15 protein-coding genes are annotated in these 14,651 nt (G+C 65.0%); 11 read left to right on the forward strand and 4 right to left on the reverse strand.

Features of this window, described 5'->3' with window-relative positions; all coding sequences use genetic code 11:
• Positions 1–244: 244 nt before the first annotated feature.
• From ACFC4D_RS17360 to ACFC4D_RS17380, 5 genes are all read left to right on the forward strand, one after another.
• The gene (locus ACFC4D_RS17360; protein WP_376064431.1) at positions 245–1,231 is read left to right on the forward strand and encodes an Rpn family recombination-promoting nuclease/putative transposase; all 987 of its coding nucleotides are present in this window, start codon (positions 245–247) and stop codon (positions 1,229–1,231) included.
• 105 nt (positions 1,232–1,336) lie between these two features.
• A complete protein-coding gene (locus ACFC4D_RS17365) occupies positions 1,337–1,525 on the forward strand; it encodes a hypothetical protein (protein WP_376064432.1) in 189 nt (62 codons plus the stop codon).
• A gap of 63 nt (positions 1,526–1,588) precedes the next feature.
• Positions 1,589–1,789 (forward strand): hypothetical protein, encoded by a 201-nt coding sequence (locus tag ACFC4D_RS17370; RefSeq protein WP_376064434.1) that lies wholly within the window; start codon positions 1,589–1,591, stop codon positions 1,787–1,789.
• 386 nt (positions 1,790–2,175) lie between these two features.
• Positions 2,176–2,649 carry an RDD family protein gene (locus tag ACFC4D_RS17375; protein ID WP_375958899.1) on the forward strand — a complete coding sequence of 158 codons (474 nt, stop codon included), beginning with the start codon at positions 2,176–2,178 and terminating at the stop codon, positions 2,647–2,649.
• A 233-nt stretch (positions 2,650–2,882) separates the two neighbouring features.
• Positions 2,883–3,314 carry a response regulator transcription factor gene (locus tag ACFC4D_RS17380; RefSeq protein WP_375958897.1) on the forward strand — a complete coding sequence of 144 codons (432 nt, stop codon included), beginning with the start codon at positions 2,883–2,885 and terminating at the stop codon, positions 3,312–3,314.
• A gap of 41 nt (positions 3,315–3,355) precedes the next feature.
• Here ACFC4D_RS17380 and ACFC4D_RS17385 read toward each other — a convergent pair whose 3' ends face one another.
• Entirely contained in the window at positions 3,356–5,029 is a 1,674-nt protein-coding gene (locus ACFC4D_RS17385) for a SulP family inorganic anion transporter (protein WP_376064435.1), read from the reverse strand.
• A gap of 89 nt (positions 5,030–5,118) precedes the next feature.
• Here ACFC4D_RS17385 and ACFC4D_RS17390 point away from each other — a divergent pair, with 89 nt between their 5' ends.
• The 3 genes from ACFC4D_RS17390 to ACFC4D_RS17400 are packed head-to-tail and all read left to right on the forward strand — an operon-like array spanning position 5,119 to position 7,675.
• Positions 5,119–5,541, forward strand: coding sequence for a DUF6325 family protein (locus tag ACFC4D_RS17390; protein ID WP_376064437.1), 423 nt, complete (start codon positions 5,119–5,121; stop codon positions 5,539–5,541).
• A gap of 15 nt (positions 5,542–5,556) precedes the next feature.
• Positions 5,557–5,721 (forward strand): hypothetical protein, encoded by a 165-nt coding sequence (locus ACFC4D_RS17395; protein WP_376064438.1) that lies wholly within the window; start codon positions 5,557–5,559, stop codon positions 5,719–5,721.
• Positions 5,722–5,770: 49 nt separating this feature from the next.
• Positions 5,771–7,675, forward strand: a complete 1,905-nt coding sequence (locus ACFC4D_RS17400) for an alkyl/aryl-sulfatase (RefSeq protein WP_376064440.1) — start codon at positions 5,771–5,773, stop codon at positions 7,673–7,675.
• Between the two features lie 13 nt (positions 7,676–7,688).
• On the opposite strand, the gene ACFC4D_RS17405 is transcribed toward ACFC4D_RS17400, so the two are convergent.
• The gene (locus tag ACFC4D_RS17405; protein ID WP_376064442.1) at positions 7,689–8,306 is read right to left on the reverse strand and encodes a DUF4203 domain-containing protein; all 618 of its coding nucleotides are present in this window, start codon (positions 8,304–8,306) and stop codon (positions 7,689–7,691) included.
• Positions 8,307–8,921: 615 nt separating this feature from the next.
• Between ACFC4D_RS17405 and ACFC4D_RS17410 the strand changes: the two genes are divergently transcribed.
• Positions 8,922–9,722: a transporter substrate-binding domain-containing protein gene (locus ACFC4D_RS17410; RefSeq protein ID WP_376064445.1), complete on the forward strand. Its 801-nt coding sequence runs from the start codon at positions 8,922–8,924 to the stop codon at positions 9,720–9,722.
• A gap of 233 nt (positions 9,723–9,955) precedes the next feature.
• On the opposite strand, the gene ACFC4D_RS17415 is transcribed toward ACFC4D_RS17410, so the two are convergent.
• The gene (locus tag ACFC4D_RS17415) at positions 9,956–10,918 is read right to left on the reverse strand and encodes a helix-turn-helix transcriptional regulator (protein WP_376064447.1); all 963 of its coding nucleotides are present in this window, start codon (positions 10,916–10,918) and stop codon (positions 9,956–9,958) included.
• A gap of 62 nt (positions 10,919–10,980) precedes the next feature.
• Between ACFC4D_RS17415 and ACFC4D_RS17420 the strand changes: the two genes are divergently transcribed.
• Both ACFC4D_RS17420 and ACFC4D_RS17425 read left to right on the forward strand, forming a co-directional pair.
• The gene (locus ACFC4D_RS17420; RefSeq protein WP_376064448.1) at positions 10,981–12,123 is read left to right on the forward strand and encodes an epoxide hydrolase family protein; all 1,143 of its coding nucleotides are present in this window, start codon (positions 10,981–10,983) and stop codon (positions 12,121–12,123) included.
• An 898-nt stretch (positions 12,124–13,021) separates the two neighbouring features.
• The gene (locus ACFC4D_RS17425; RefSeq protein WP_376064853.1) at positions 13,022–13,690 is read left to right on the forward strand and encodes an SMI1/KNR4 family protein; all 669 of its coding nucleotides are present in this window, start codon (positions 13,022–13,024) and stop codon (positions 13,688–13,690) included.
• A gap of 91 nt (positions 13,691–13,781) precedes the next feature.
• Here the strand turns inward: ACFC4D_RS17425 and ACFC4D_RS17430 are convergent, their stop codons facing one another.
• Positions 13,782–14,411, reverse strand: coding sequence for a LysE family translocator (locus ACFC4D_RS17430; protein ID WP_376064449.1), 630 nt, complete (start codon positions 14,409–14,411; stop codon positions 13,782–13,784).
• Positions 14,412–14,651 lie beyond the last annotated feature (240 nt).

A 14,651-nucleotide genomic window follows, 5' to 3' on the forward strand; every position in this document is an offset into this window, starting at 1 on the left:
TGCGGTCTTACGCTGGGCCCCAATTCTACAGGCTTGCAACAGAGTTCAATCAATGGTCGGCAGCGCCCGCCAAACTGATATGAACCATCACCAAGCATTTGCTCGTTCAGATTGATTGGCGCCCGAAATCCCGCTCTCGCCTCAAGCTTTGGCCGAGCCTGATGACTCGTTCATGCCGCTCACCTGTGGCGCAACTGCGAAAACCGCTTTCGCTGAAGATCTTTCGGAACTAGATTGCTAAAACATGGCTGAACAGCCGGAAAAGTTGACGAAGAACCCTCACGACGCCTACTTCCGACACGTGATGTCCGAGGCGTCCGCGGCCGAGGGTGAACTGCGGACAGTGCTGCCGGAATCGGTTGCCGCAGAGATGGACTGGGACGCCATGGAACTGCAGTCGTGCAGTTTCGTGCCGAAGGAGCTGCAGTCCCGATACAGCGATGTGCTCTATCAGACCCGCTGGAAGGGCCGCGAGGCATTCGTGTTCGTGCTGATGGAGCACCAGAGCAGCTCGGACAATCTAATGGCGTTCCGGATGCTCGAATATATGGTCGCGATCTGGAACCGCTACCTGCGCAAAACCCCGGGCGCCCGACGCCTGCCGGTAGTGATTCCGGTAGTGGTCCATTGCGATCCGCAAGGACGACGCTGGAGCGCACCCACCGAACTGTCCGACCTCCTCGATATCGATCCCGGAGCACGTGCCGCGCTGGGTGACTGCCTACCGAGACTGCGGTTCGTGCTCGATGACCTGGGCGCCACCGATGTGGCAGCGCTGCGCGCACGGCAATTGACCGAAGTCACCAAGGTCCTGCTGGTCACGCTGAAGATCGCCCCCGGAAACCGCCAACTGGGCCACGACCTACTGCCACTGGCGCGCGAGCTACAAGTACTGATTGAGCACCACCCACGCGAATTCGACCAGGTAGTAACCTATCTTTGGGGTGTCGGCCAGACCGACTTGGCCGGGTTTGCACCGTTGATCGACCAGCTCGGTCCACGAGCGAAGGAGATGATGATGACCGCCGCCGAACAGTTCCGCACCGAAGGCCGGGCAGAGGGCCGCCTCGAAGGACGCGCCGAGAGTCTGCACGATCAATTGACAATCAAGTTCGGGGCCGTGCCGGATCGGATCGTCAGTCTCCTGCGTATGGCTGAGGTGTCGCAGCTACGGAACTGGAACGCGCGCGTGCTCACCGCGAATACCCTCGACGAGGTCTTCGCGGAGTAGCACCTCGCAGCTCGGCCGGGCCGACGCAGAGCATTAACGATATCGATCAAGCGTTGAGTTACTCGTTTGGACGACCCGCTCGGTCCACGAGCGAAGGAGAGAATGATGACGGCCGCCGAACAGTTCCGCCTCGAAGGACGCGCGGAGGGTCTGCTCGATCTTTTGGCATTCAAGTTCGGGTCGTTGTCAGATCGTATCGTCGGTCTCGTACGTATCGCTGAGGAGTCGCAGCTGCGGACTTGGAACGCGCGTGTGCTCACCGCGAATACGCTCGACGAGGTCTTTGCGAAGTAGTGCTTGTTGTTCCGTGATGGTCGCGTTGATCGGCTGTCCGGTCCGTGAGCGAAGGAGATGACAATGACCGCCGCCGAACAGTTTCGCGCGGAAGGTCGCCGCGAAGGGCACGCTGAAGGTCTGCTCGACCTGTTGGCGGCCAAGTTCGGGGAGGTGCCTGAGCGGATTGACGGTTATGTCCGTGGGGCCGAGGTGGCGCGGTTGCGGATGTGGAGCGCGCGGGTGCTTGCTGCCGAGACGCTCGACGAGGTGTTCGCCGAGTAGTGGCGCGCAACAGAGCGTAGTTGCGGAAAAGGTCGGGGCATCGGTCCGGGCTGAGTGAATCCCGCCGTTGTTCACCCGACTTACGCTTGCGATCGAAATGCGTTGCTGGGCAGAGGTTCCCGTGAGAGACGTCCTCGTGCCGTGTAGAGGGTCGAGTTAGCGTCGTAGCCACTGTCGTGTCGATCATCGTGACCTCTGTCGTGGGCATCGTCTGGGAATCTGTCGTGCCGGGATGAGTGGCGTTGGTACCGGGGGAGTATGGGGAAACCGGGGTTCGGATCGGGGGATCCCCTGATGCGAGGCGGCCGCATTGTGAGCACGATGGTGTGAAAGCTGTTCGAGCGCCTCGCATTACCTTGCCGGGCGTCTCGGCATGAGGAGGAATGATGACCGCCGGTGGGTATTACGGACAGGATGCTGGGCTGACGGTGGGTGGGGTTCCGGCTGGAATCGGTGGTCGCGCCGCGGCCCGGTTCATCGACTGGATCATCGCGGGCATTGTCGGGGCGATTCTGTTCTGGCTGATGAGCAAGGTGCCGGGAGTGCCGGGGTGGGTCGATGTCCTGCCCGGCGCCGGATTCGGCTTCCTCTACTTCGTGTTCTTCGAGGTGACGAGCGGTGCGACGCCGGGCAAGCGGCTGCTCGGCCTGCATGTCAATGGAGCCGGTAGCTCGGCTCGGCCGAGTGTTGCCGAATCGGCGAAGCGCAACGCCTACATGCTGTTGAACCTGATCCCGTGGATCGGCGGACTGCTGTGGTTCTGCTCGGCGATCGCCATCGCCGTCACGGTCGGCTCGAGCCCGACCAAGCAGGGCTGGCATGACAACTTCGCAGGTGGCACGCAGGTGGTCAAGTCCTGATGTTCGGATCGGCCGGATCATGGTTATCCGGCCGAGACCGAAAGGTCACGAATCGGGCGCGGGGGAGTGGCCATCCATTGAATACTCGCCCCGCCCATTGCTGAGAAGTTGCGGCAAGGCGTAGTTTCAGATTCCGTCGATCGCGATAGCGGTATTGCGAGCACCACGTCTTCGCCATTGCGGCGCGAACGCGACGGGGATCAGGGTCGGGGACCCGCCTGTGGAGGATCGACATGAGTCAATATCCGCGTCCGACAACAGAATTGACCATCCCGCGGTCTCGTGTGGAGACCCGCTTCGGCCGGGTCCTGGTCGTCGAAACGAACCCGGCAATGGCCGAACTCGCGGTCCTGGTCCTCACCAAAGCCGGTCACGAGGCATTCGCCACCGCCACCGCCCACGACGCGCTCACCGTATCCCAGCAATGGCATCCGGACCTGGTGCTCCTGGAGCTGTCCCTGCCGGATTTCTCCGGCGCCAACCTCTGTCGGCAACTGCGCCGGCAAGCCGAGGTCCAAGTGATCGCCTCCTCCCTGGACAGCGATCCGGACGAAATCAGCGCCATCTACGCGGCAGGCGCCTGCGCCTATCTGCCCAAACCCTTCCGGGTCAGCGCCCTCCTGGACCGCATCCACACCTGTCTCGGCCCAACCGCGCATTCGTGACCTCAGGAAAACCGAATCGCACCGGCGATCCCGGTGCATCCTCAGCCTGCTTCCCGCGTCCGCACCCTGGCCTCGGCATGGGCCAGCAGGGTGGACTCTCCCACCGTCGGTGTCGCTTCGAAGAACTCAACGCTGACCCCTTGGGCAGTCAGCAGTTCGTCGGTCCACAGCGCGCGAATGCCCTGATCCACGCCACTCAAATAAAGTCGGCCCGCGCTCGCGTCCAAGCGGTGCGCGTAGTCCGCGACCACGGTCAGGAAGGTTGCGCTGGCGGTGGTACGACCGCGCAACCGCAGAATCACCGCCGGCGCGTGCGCGCCCGCGGGGTCGGGCAGTCGCGCCTGCAGGGTGCGCGCGCCCGCGTAGAACAGGCTCCCGTACACGTCCAGGATCACGATCTCGTTGTCGGACAGGCGTTTCGGTGGCACTTCCTCCACCAGCCGATCACCGTCCACCCGCAGTCGCACCACCTTCAGATCCATTGCCTCCTGATTGAGCTGCAACAGCAGCGACAGGGCTACCCCGAAGCCCACGGCCGCCGTCACCGGCAAGAGCAACGTGGCCAGGAAGGTCACGGCCAGCGCGACGCGCGAGGTGAAACCGCTGCTCCAGATCGCCGAAACCCGGGTGGGATCCAGCGAACCGATCGCGGCGACGATCAAGACCGCGGCCAGGGTCGGCATCGGGACCCGGCCGACGACACCGGCGAACGCGACCAGAATGGCGAGAATCCACACCCCCGACCAGATCGCGGCCCATCGGGTGCGCGCCCCGGCGGCGCTGTTGAGCGCGGTCTGGCCGACCGATCCGCCCACCGGCATACCCCGGAACAACGCGGCGGCCACATTGCCCACCCCCTGCGCGGTGAAGTCCCGATTCGCTTGTGAGCGGCGGCCATTCGGGTTCGGTGCGGCGTCAGCGACCCCCGCGCCCTGTACGAGCACGATCACCGCTACCGCCGCCGCGCCGCCGATCAATGAGGGGCTGATCGCGGTGATATCCGGTAGGTGCGGCAGCGGGAACCCCGAGGGGATGGCGCCCGCGTCGGAGACCCGGCGCACCGAATCCCATCCGGCCGCCAGCACCAGCAACGTCGGCACCACGAGCGCGCCCAGCGAGGCGATCAGCCGCAGCCGAGTGCGTGCGAGACCGACCAGCAACGCGATAGCCAGCGTTCCGGTCACCAGCGACGGCACATCGATCTCACCCGGATGGGTCACCACGTACACCGCCTTGCCCGCCGCGACATCACCGCGGGCCGATACGCCAGTCAGATCAGGCAGCTGACCGAAGACGATATTGGCCGCGATGCCCAGTAGGAACCCGGTCATCACCGAATGCGATACAAAGCGCGTGTAGCGGCCCAGCCGCAGCGCCGCGGCGGCGATCATCACCACCCCGGCGATCAACGTCAACAGCACCAGCGCCGAGGCCCGGTCCTCGGCCGCGACATCGGACAGCGCCGATCCCGCGGCGAGCGCCGACGCGCTGGTTGTGCTGATGACCATCAACTGTGTGCTGGTCGCCAAGCCACCGAACAGCGGTCCCGCCATGCTCGCGTACAGCCCCGCCACCGGGCTGACCCCGGCCAGCACCCCCGCCGCCATACCGTCGGGCACGCTCCCGACGGCCCCCGGCAGTCCGGCCACGACATCGGCCCTGGTCATCCGGTCCCGCGGCAGTGCCGCCCGCAACCGCCGCGAAAGTCCTTCCATGTGAAGCGATCCTCGCGCACCACCGCGGTCGCCGACCTCACCCGAATCGGATGAGGCACGATCGCGCGCACTGCCCCAGCATGAGCCGCATGCCGGAATCGCCAACGCAACTCGGCCCCGTGGAACTGGTCGTGCTCACGTTCCCGCACGCCGAAATCGCCCCCAGTATCGGCACCGCATTGGCTGCGGCCACCGATGCCGGTTATGCCACCGTCCTGGATCTGGTCTATCTGGCCAAGGACTCTGACGGACAACTCACGCTACGCGAGTTCGCCGAGCCGCTCGACGACCTCGGCCTGGGCCGGCTCACCGCCACGCGCGAATTGATCAGCAACGAGGACCTGGAAGTCGTCAGTGGCGCGATGCGCCCCGGCACCTCCGCCGTCGTGGTGGTCTACGAGCAAACCTGGGCCCGCGCGCTCGGTGAGGCGGTCCGCGCCGACGGCGGCGAGGTCGAACTCCATCTCCAGGTGCCGCGCGATGTACTCGCGGCGTCGCTGGCGGAAATCTGAGAAAGGTTGCCGGGCATGGCATTCGGACGACGAAGAATCGGGCGGCCCGGACTAGCGGGGACCGTCGCACGCACCGCGGCGCTCCCGGGTACCGCCAACGAGGTCAACCAGCGCGCCGAACAACGCGCGGCGCTCACCGACACCGAGGTCGCCACTGCCAAGGCTCGCCTACTGGGCTGACGGCTGCCTATCAGACGGTCATCCGGATATGAGCACAGGAGAGGAAACCATGACCAGCACAGACCAGGTTCCAGCATCCGAACCCAGCGACCTGACGGTGCGGCGTCTGGAACAGGCCGCGGCAACGCTGCCGATGTCGGATACGAATGACTTCACCGACGCCGACCGCGGCTTCGTCGCCGAACTGAAACCCGGTGTGGTCGAGGACGCCGACGGAAATGTGGTGTGGGACAACGACTCCTTCGGCTACATCCAGGGCAGCTGCCCGAATTCCGTGAACCCGAGTCTGTGGCGGCAGGCGCAGTTGATGATCAAGCAGGGTCTCTACGAGGTCGCGCCCGGCTTCTATCAGATCCGCGGCCTGGATCTGTCGAATATGACGCTGGTCGAAGGTGAGACCGGGGTCATCGTCATCGATCCGCTGATCTCCACCGAAACCGCGAAAGCGGGCCTCGAGCTGTACCGCGCGCATCGCGGCGACCGCCCGGTGACCGGACTGATCTACACCCATTCCCACGTCGACCACTTCGGCGGGGCGATGGGTGTCACCACCGTCGAAGATGTTGCGGCGGGCAAGGTTCCGGTGCTGGCCCCGGCCGGATTCGTCGAACACGCGGTCAGCGAGAACGTCTACGCCGGCACCGCCATGGGCCGTCGTGCGGGCTATATGTACGGCGCTGTGCTGCCGCGCGATCCGAAGGGTCAGATCAGTGCGGGCCTGGGTATGACCACCTCGACCGGCACCGTCACCCTCATCCCGCCGACCAAGGACATCACCGAGACCGGTCAGGAAGAGGTCGTCGACGGGGTCCGCATCGTGTTCCAGATGACCCCCGGCACCGAAGCGCCGTCGGAGATGAACTTCTATTTCCCCGACCACCGTGCCCTGTGCATGGCCGAGAACGCCACCCACACCCTGCACAACATCCTCACCCTGCGCGGCGCGGTGGTGCGCGACGCACATGTCTGGTCGCAGTACCTGACCGAGGCCATCGTGCTGTTCGGGGCCAAGACCGATGTCGCTTTCGCCTCGCATCACTGGCCCATGTGGGGCACCGACAAGGTCACCGAATGGCTTGCCGGACAACGCGATACCTACGCGTATCTGCACGACCAAACACTCCGTCTGCTCAATCAGGGCCATACCGGCATCGAGATCGCCGAGATGATCCAGATGCCACCCGCATTGGAGGGCAGCTGGCATACCCACGGCTACTACGGATCGGTGAGCCACGATGTGAAAGCCATCTACCAGCGCTATATGGGCTGGTTCGACGGCAACCCCGCGCACCTGTGGGAGCATCCCCCGGTCGAATCCGCCAAACGTCACGTCGCCGTGATCGGCGGTGCCGACGCCGCAGTCGAGGCCGCGCGCAAAGCCTACGATGACGGCGACTACCGCTGGGTGGTGCAGCTGCTCAACTACGTCATCTTCGCCGACCCGACCCATGCCGCCGCGAAAGCGTTGCAGGCCAACGCCTTCGACCAGCTCGGCTACGGCGCCGAGAACGGCACCTGGCGCAACTTCTTCCTCTCCGGCGCCTACGAATTGCGCAACGGCAACTTCGGCACGCCGACTCAGACCGCGTCACCGTCGATCATGGCGGCGCTGACCGTCGACCAGGTCTTCGAATCAGCGTCCTTCCTCGTCAACGGGCCCAAGGCGTGGGATCTGCACCTGATCAACGACTGGACGATCACCGACGAGAACACCACCTACCGCCCCGAATTGCGCAATGGAGCCTTGATTCACCATGTGGTCCCGGCGGATTTCACCGGGCCCGACCCGGATGCCACCTTCACCCTGACCCGGCACGACCTGATCGCCACCATCGCCGGCGGAGTCGATATCGCCGACGGTCGGGTCCAGGTCTCCGGTGACCCGGCCAAACTACGCCAACTGATCGCGGTCCTGGACACACCGGACCCGGACTTCAATATCGTCACGCCTTAGTGCCGCAACGGATCTAGCCCGCAGGCCAGCCGCCGTTCGACCGACTCTTGTCGGTTGCGGCGGCTGGCCCATGCTCGATACCGAGTTTCTCGGCGAACAGGCGACGCTGGGTGATCCAGCCGATCACGGACAGACCGATCCACGCCAGGGTCGCGGTGACCTGCTGCAGCCCCGGCTCCGGATTGCGCAGGAAGGCAAGGGAATCGGTCATCCGGCCGAGTCCGCTGAGCACCATGCTGGCGCCGCCGATGGAGGTCAGCCACAGCAGTGCGCGGGCTCGGAACTTCTCGGCGAGGAACGCACCCGCCACGCAGACCGCGAGCGCCACGATCATGCTCAAGGCCCAGTTCTTGTCACCGGGCTGCAGCACGGTGGCCAGTTTGGTGCCGATCATCGCGCCGGTGAGACCGCCGATGAAGTAGGACGCGAACCGGAACACCAGTGAGGTCACCACCCAGGACGACACCGCGCCGATCAGGCCGATCAGGATCAGCCACCAGAACGTCGCGTCGAACAGGTCGGCGATCATCCAGCCGAGACCGAACCCGATCGCGAGGATCCCCAGATGCACCGACCGGATCCCATAGAAGCACAGCAGCGCCCCGACCAGTACGACCACGATTCCGTTCACGAACACTCCTCTCACCGCCCGAGCTACAACAGCTCAGGGATCGGCGAACACGGACTGATCGACGCTATGTAGCTGTGGCAGACGGCGGGTCACCCGCTTCGGGTGAAATCGACAAGTACGTAATTCGTAGCGTTAATAGCGTCAATCGCAAACGTAATCAACGAAACGAAATGAGAGGATCTGGCCGCCGATAAGTGAACCTTATCGGCGGTCAGATATCTCGAAGGGTTCGCGTCGTCCAATGGAAGACTCGTCGTCAATTATCAGCAGCCGCACAGGGGGGGAGTGTTCGCGCTCAGGACCGGCGGGCCGGTCGGCGACCGTGATCGCGGTGTACCGAGACCTGGGGACTATTACGTCACGTGACCGATATCGCGCCTGTCACGCGCCAGGCCCCGGACCACGCGCACGCCGACCGCGCCGAACGGTGGCGCGCCGCACAGTGCAACAGATGCTGCCGCGCATCCCGATGTGGGGCTGGCCAGGAGGACTTGCAGACGCCGCAACGGCGCGCTGCTCGTGCTAGTCCGCATCAATTGCTGTGCGGTCGTTGACATATCGGGTGATCTTCACGGGAGGGGAGAGTGACCGTGCCCCTCGGGGTACCCTGCACTGATGCGCCGATCGCGACGACTGTGGTCAATTCTGAACACGATATTGACCGGGGTGCTGGCCGTCGCCGGAATGGCCGTTCCTGCCGCGGCGGAACCCTCACCGTCCCGACTGTGGAGCGTGCCGCTCTCAGGTGTTTTGCGGGTGTGCACGACAGGTGACTACCCGCCCTTTACTGTGCGCGATGCGGGCGGCAATTATCGTGGGGTCGATATCAGCCTTGCCGCGGAGTTGGCGACGATGCTGCACGCGGTGCCACAGTGGGTGCCCACGACCTGGACGACACTGACCCAGGATTTCCTCGCGCACTGCGATATTGCGGTCGGCGGAATCTCCGACACTGCCAGCCGCCGCGCAGTGGCCGATGTTTCGGTCGCGACCGTCACCGACGGCAAGACACCGGTCACTCGTCGTAGCAGTGGCGATGCCTACAGCAGCATCGACGAGATTGATCGGCCGGAGGTGCGCGTCGTTGTCAATCCCGGTGGCACGAACGAGAATTTCGCGCGCACACACTTCCCGCAAGCGCAGATCATGGTGTGGCCGGACAACCTGACCATCTACGACCAACTCAGTCACGGCCAGGCCGATGTATTCGTCACCGATTCCATCGAGGGCCTCTACCGCCAGCGCGAATACCCCGACTTGCAGGTGCTGCACCCCGATAAGCCCTTTGACTCGGCGGCGAAAGTCTATTTGCTGCCACGGGGTGACACGTCCTTCAACGGTGTGGTGAATGCCTGGCTGCAGGTACAGATCAGCAACGGCAGATCCACCGCGTTGCTCGGCGACTGGCTCAGCTGAGCTGACCGATCGCTGCGAGTGACCGGAGGTATGTGATGGGCGCCCTGACCCAAGAAGCGATGCGTGCAACCCGCGTGCTGTTGACCCCGGAATAGCGCGAAGCACGCCGACGTGAAGCCGAGAAGCTGGGCATCAAGATCCGCCGTCGCGATACCACCGAAAGTAAAGAAGACAAGTAATCTTCGTGCCCGGCGTCTCTCTGCGGCACGCGTAGAACGACCGGCGGCCGAGATTCACGCCGTGGACGCGCCACCTGCCGCGCGGCGGAACCTGTTCGCGAGGCGATCGAACGCCTCCGCGAGCGCGTCTCCGTCGAGTACCTCGATGTCGACGTCGAGCTGGGCCAATGACAGCGCGAGCTGGTCCGCATCGTTGGAACCCACCTCGAGACGGCACGTGGCCTCGTCGACCACCTCGATATCGACCGGGACGGGGATCTTTGCGGCGATCTGGGCGGCGGGAGCGTGTACGAGTACCCGGGCGCGGTACGTCCAGGCCGCTCTGCTGACGCGTCCGACGACGTAGTCGACGACATCGTCCGCCGGGATCACGCGCGGCGGGTACCGCGCGCCCGTCGGTGTGGGCGAACCCATGCGGTCGACGCGAAAGACTCGCCAGTCGTCGCGGTCGATATCCCACGCGAGGAGGTACCACAGCGGCCCCCAGGTCACCAGCCGGTGCGGTTCGATATGCCGGGGTCCTGTCGTGGCTCCGGGTTTCGTGTACCCGAACCGAAGCCGTTCGTGGCCGCGGATCGCGGCGGCGACCGTGCCGAGTACCGAGAGATCGAGCGGCGGCTGTATCCCTGGGACCACGCTCGTCGCCTCGCGGACCGCCTCCACGCGCCGACGCAGGCGCGAGGGCAGTACCTGCTCCAGTTTCGCGAGTGCGGTGAGCGATGTTTCTTCGATTCCGAGCCGTTGGGTCGCGACCGCACCCAGTCCGACCGCGACGGCGACGGCCTCGTCGTCGTCGAGCAGCAGTGGGGGCATCGCCGTCCCGGCGGCCAGCCGGTACCCGCCCGCGACGCCGGGACGCGCGTCCACGGGATAGCCGAGCGAGCGCAACTTGCCGATATCGGCGCGCACTGTCCGCGTGCTCACCCCGAGCCGGTCGGCGAGCTCGGAGCTCGTCCAGTCGCGCTTGAGCTGGAGCAACGACAGCAGTTCGAGCAGGCGCGCCGAGGTCTCCAACATGTTTCGATCATTGCAGCAATTGCGGAAGCTAGCCTGCCGCATTACCCGGGAAGGTGGGTGTCATGAACAAGGACAACGCACTCACTCCTTTCCGCATCGACATCCCGCAGGCCGATGTCGACGACCTGCGCACCCGGCTGACACATACGCGCTGGCCGAACCCCGTGCCGGGCCGAGAGGATCGCACCGACTTCAGCCGAGGCATCCCGGCGGCGTACCTGAAGGAGCTTGCCGAGTACTGGCGCGACGGGTTCGACTGGCGCGTTCAGGAGGCGAAACTCAATGAGTACCAACAGTTCACGACGGTCGTCGACGGTCAGAGGTTCCATCTCCTGCACGCGCGATCGGCGAATCCCGAGGCCATCCCGCTGCTGCTGAACCACGGCTGGCCGGGCTCGTTCGTCGAGTACCAGCGGCTCATCCCGCTGCTGGCCGACGAGTTCCACGTGGTCATCGCGTCGCCGCCCGGCTTCGGGTTCTCCACCCCGCTGTCCGGGACCGGCTGGGAGCTGGCGCGGACAACCGATGCCTTTGCCGAGATCATGACGCGGCTGGGCTATGAGAGGTTCGCGACGCACGGCACCGACATGGGTTCAGGTATCACCGGTCGCCTGGCGGCGCTGTACCCCGAGCGTGTCATCGGCACGCATATCGGTGCCGACCCCCGGTTGCTCGGGTTGGTCGGCGTTAAGTTCCCGCTCCCGGACGGTCTGTCCGATGACGAGATCGCCGAGCTCGAGGCGGTGCGCAACGCGGATGCGGCCGATCACGGATACCTGTTGATGCAGAACCACCGTCCCGACACGATCGGCGCGGCGCTCGCGGACTCTCCGGTCGGTCAGCTCGCGTGGATCGCCGAGAAATTCAAGACCAGGCCCATGGGCGATCACCGGATGCCGCACGAGTCGGTCGACCGCGACCAACTCCTCACCAATGTCAGCCTCTACTGGTTCACCCGCAGCGGCGAGTCGAGCGCGCAGTTCTACTACGAGGCCGAACACTCCGACCTCGCATTCGTCATGGCTTCCGGTGTTCCGTCCGGATGGGCGGTGTTCGACACCCACCCGCTCATCCGCCGCACGATGGACCCGTGGAAAGCGGTCGGCCACTGGAGCGAGTTCACCGACGGCGGCCACTTCCCCGCAATGGAAGAAACCGAACTGCTCGCGCACGACATACGCACCTTCTTCCGCGGCATTTCCTGACCCCGCGTCAGGGTCGCTAGTCACTCGAGGCCAGCGCGCCCAGGATCTCGGCGTCCCCAACCGTCAGGGGCAGGCGCCGGCCTGCAGCTTGCATTCGCACCCACGGCGGTGACGAAAACATACGGCTGGGCCGCGGTAGTCGCCGGCGCTGGAGGCGGTGATGCTGGAGGTCGGCGTACACGTGAGCATGCCCATCCGCTGTTCAGTCTCCGGTCCGGAGAACCCAAATCATGGCCGAGAGCAGCACATTCAGGGTGTTCACCGACCTGATCCACGTCACCACGGCTGTGTTTTCGACTTCACTCGGTCCGGCGGCCCGACACCCCGGGCCGGTCAAGGAAAACAAGTACGGACCGGGCAACGACGTATCCGTTGTTTCGGGCGTTCTTATAGGAACAAGGGGGGCACATGATCGCGAAGTGCATCACCGCCATACTCATGACCATGGCTTCGGGCACGATCGTCTGCACGGGAGCAGCCAGCGCAGCAGGAGGCCACACCGACACCAAGCCGAACGACCGCGCACCTTAGAGCATTGGTGCAGCGAGCCATCCGCGCCGTAGCCATTTCTCGTCCCACGCCTCCCGGTTCGTTCGGAGAACGATTGTCCTGGTGAGTGAGTTCTGCGACGCGACCAAGACGACGTACCCCAGGATGTTGAGACGTGTTTCGAGAGCAGGATGGGAAACATGCTCCAGGCCTGGCAGTCGCGACTGCCAGGCCTGGATGCCTCACATCAAGCTGTTTCGGCGGCGGCGCCGTCGGCGTCGACGACATCGACCCGAACTCCACCAATGGCCGCACTGCGGCCAGCAACGCAACAAGCTCGGGAAGATGCAGCTTGCTCCCGTCGAATCCGAGCCCGCAAGCAAGTCGTCGCATCGGTCAGGATGTGGGCATGGAATACGCGCAAACGCAGGCGGACCGGATCGCCGGGATCCTGACCGACCTCGGCCGACTGCGAGCAGCCGATCTGAAGACCACTGTCATCTCGCTTGGCGATCGCGAGGTCACCGGCTACAAATGCCGCATCCACGGGGCAACCGTGCACCGCTACGAGTTCGCTGCTCGCGCGAACGCCGACGCACTCACGGCATTCGAGCATCGACTTGGCGGCGGACTTCCCGCCGACTACCGCGCGTGGATTACCTCGGTGAGCGACGGCGGAGCCGGACCGATGCTCGGGCTGTTCCCGCTGGAACAGGAGGCGGAAGACGCGGAGATCGACTACGCCGCGGACTTCCCCTTCACCGCCGAGCGACCCTGCCCGTCTGCCGACGAGGACTCCGAGTCCCAGTGGTCGGAGAACATCGGAATGATCCACCGCGGTGCCACCTTCCTCGCGAACGAAGGATGCGGCATGTACAACCTGCTGGTCCTGCGCGGCCCGGCCGCGGGGCAGGTGTGGTGGCACAGCTACGAGCACGCCGCCGCCCTGCCGCTGCTACACCCCGACACCCGCGAGCCGCTCACGTTCCTGGACTGGTACGAGCTCTGGCTCGCCCGGGCCCTCGACCCGGGCGAGGATCAGGTAGGGAGCTTTGCCGAGTTCGCCGCCCACGCCTGAAGGTGAGCCGGACCCCGCCGAACGTTCAGTCGCTCGAGCCCCAAACATGGTCCTGCGCAGCCTGACTGGCGGGCATCCAGTCGCGTAGCGCTCAGGGCTCGAGGGCGAGACGGATACCGAAGCCGACGAGCGCCACCCCCGCGATGGCATCGAGTCGGCGGCGAATGCGGTCCGACCGCATCCAGTCTCCGATCGCATTCGCTCCCATCACCAGTGCCGCGCAGTACACGGCAGTGAGTGCGACGTAAATGCCGCCCAATCCCACAGTCGTCCACCCCACCGAATACCCATCGGGCACGAATCCGGGCAGGAGGCTGACGAACAGGATGCCGATTTTCGGATTGAGCAGATCGGTGAGCAGACCGGCGCCGAAGCTGCCCAGCCGATCCAGGGGCGATACAGGCGACGAATGGGCCGCGGAGCCGGCAACGGCCGGGCGGCGTAGTGCCCGCAGGGATTGAACACCCAGCCAGAGCAGATAACAGGCTCCGACGACCTTGAGAATCTCGTATCCGAGCTGGCTGGCCTGCAGCAGCGCAGCCAATCCCAAGGCTGCCGCGCCCACCCACACCATGAGCCCACAGAGCACACCGATCGATGTGCGTATGCCCGCGCCCCGTCCGCCCCGAACCAGGCTCCGGACCACGACCAGGGTGTCAGGTCCCGGCAAGACGACCAACACCACCGACGCGATCGTGAACGAGACAATTGCAGCCAACACCCGGCCATCGTAGGCATCCGCACTGGACCTGGTATCCGCCGGTCCAAGTCGGCGCATGGCGGCCGCAGATACCCTCGGCGAGAAGTCGTACCGGGGAACCGCAGGCTACAGGTCCAGATACCAGCGACCGCAAGCAATGAGTATGGGGCGTAGTTGGTTTCAGTACTCAGAGCCGTTGCGGGGCCGCGATGCCGAGGAGCCTGCGGTGTCAGGGTTGAATCGCGTACTGCGACTGTGATA

The sequence above is a fragment of the Nocardia sp. NPDC056000 genome (assembly GCF_042269265.1).
GTDB lineage: Bacteria > Actinomycetota > Actinomycetes > Mycobacteriales > Mycobacteriaceae > Nocardia.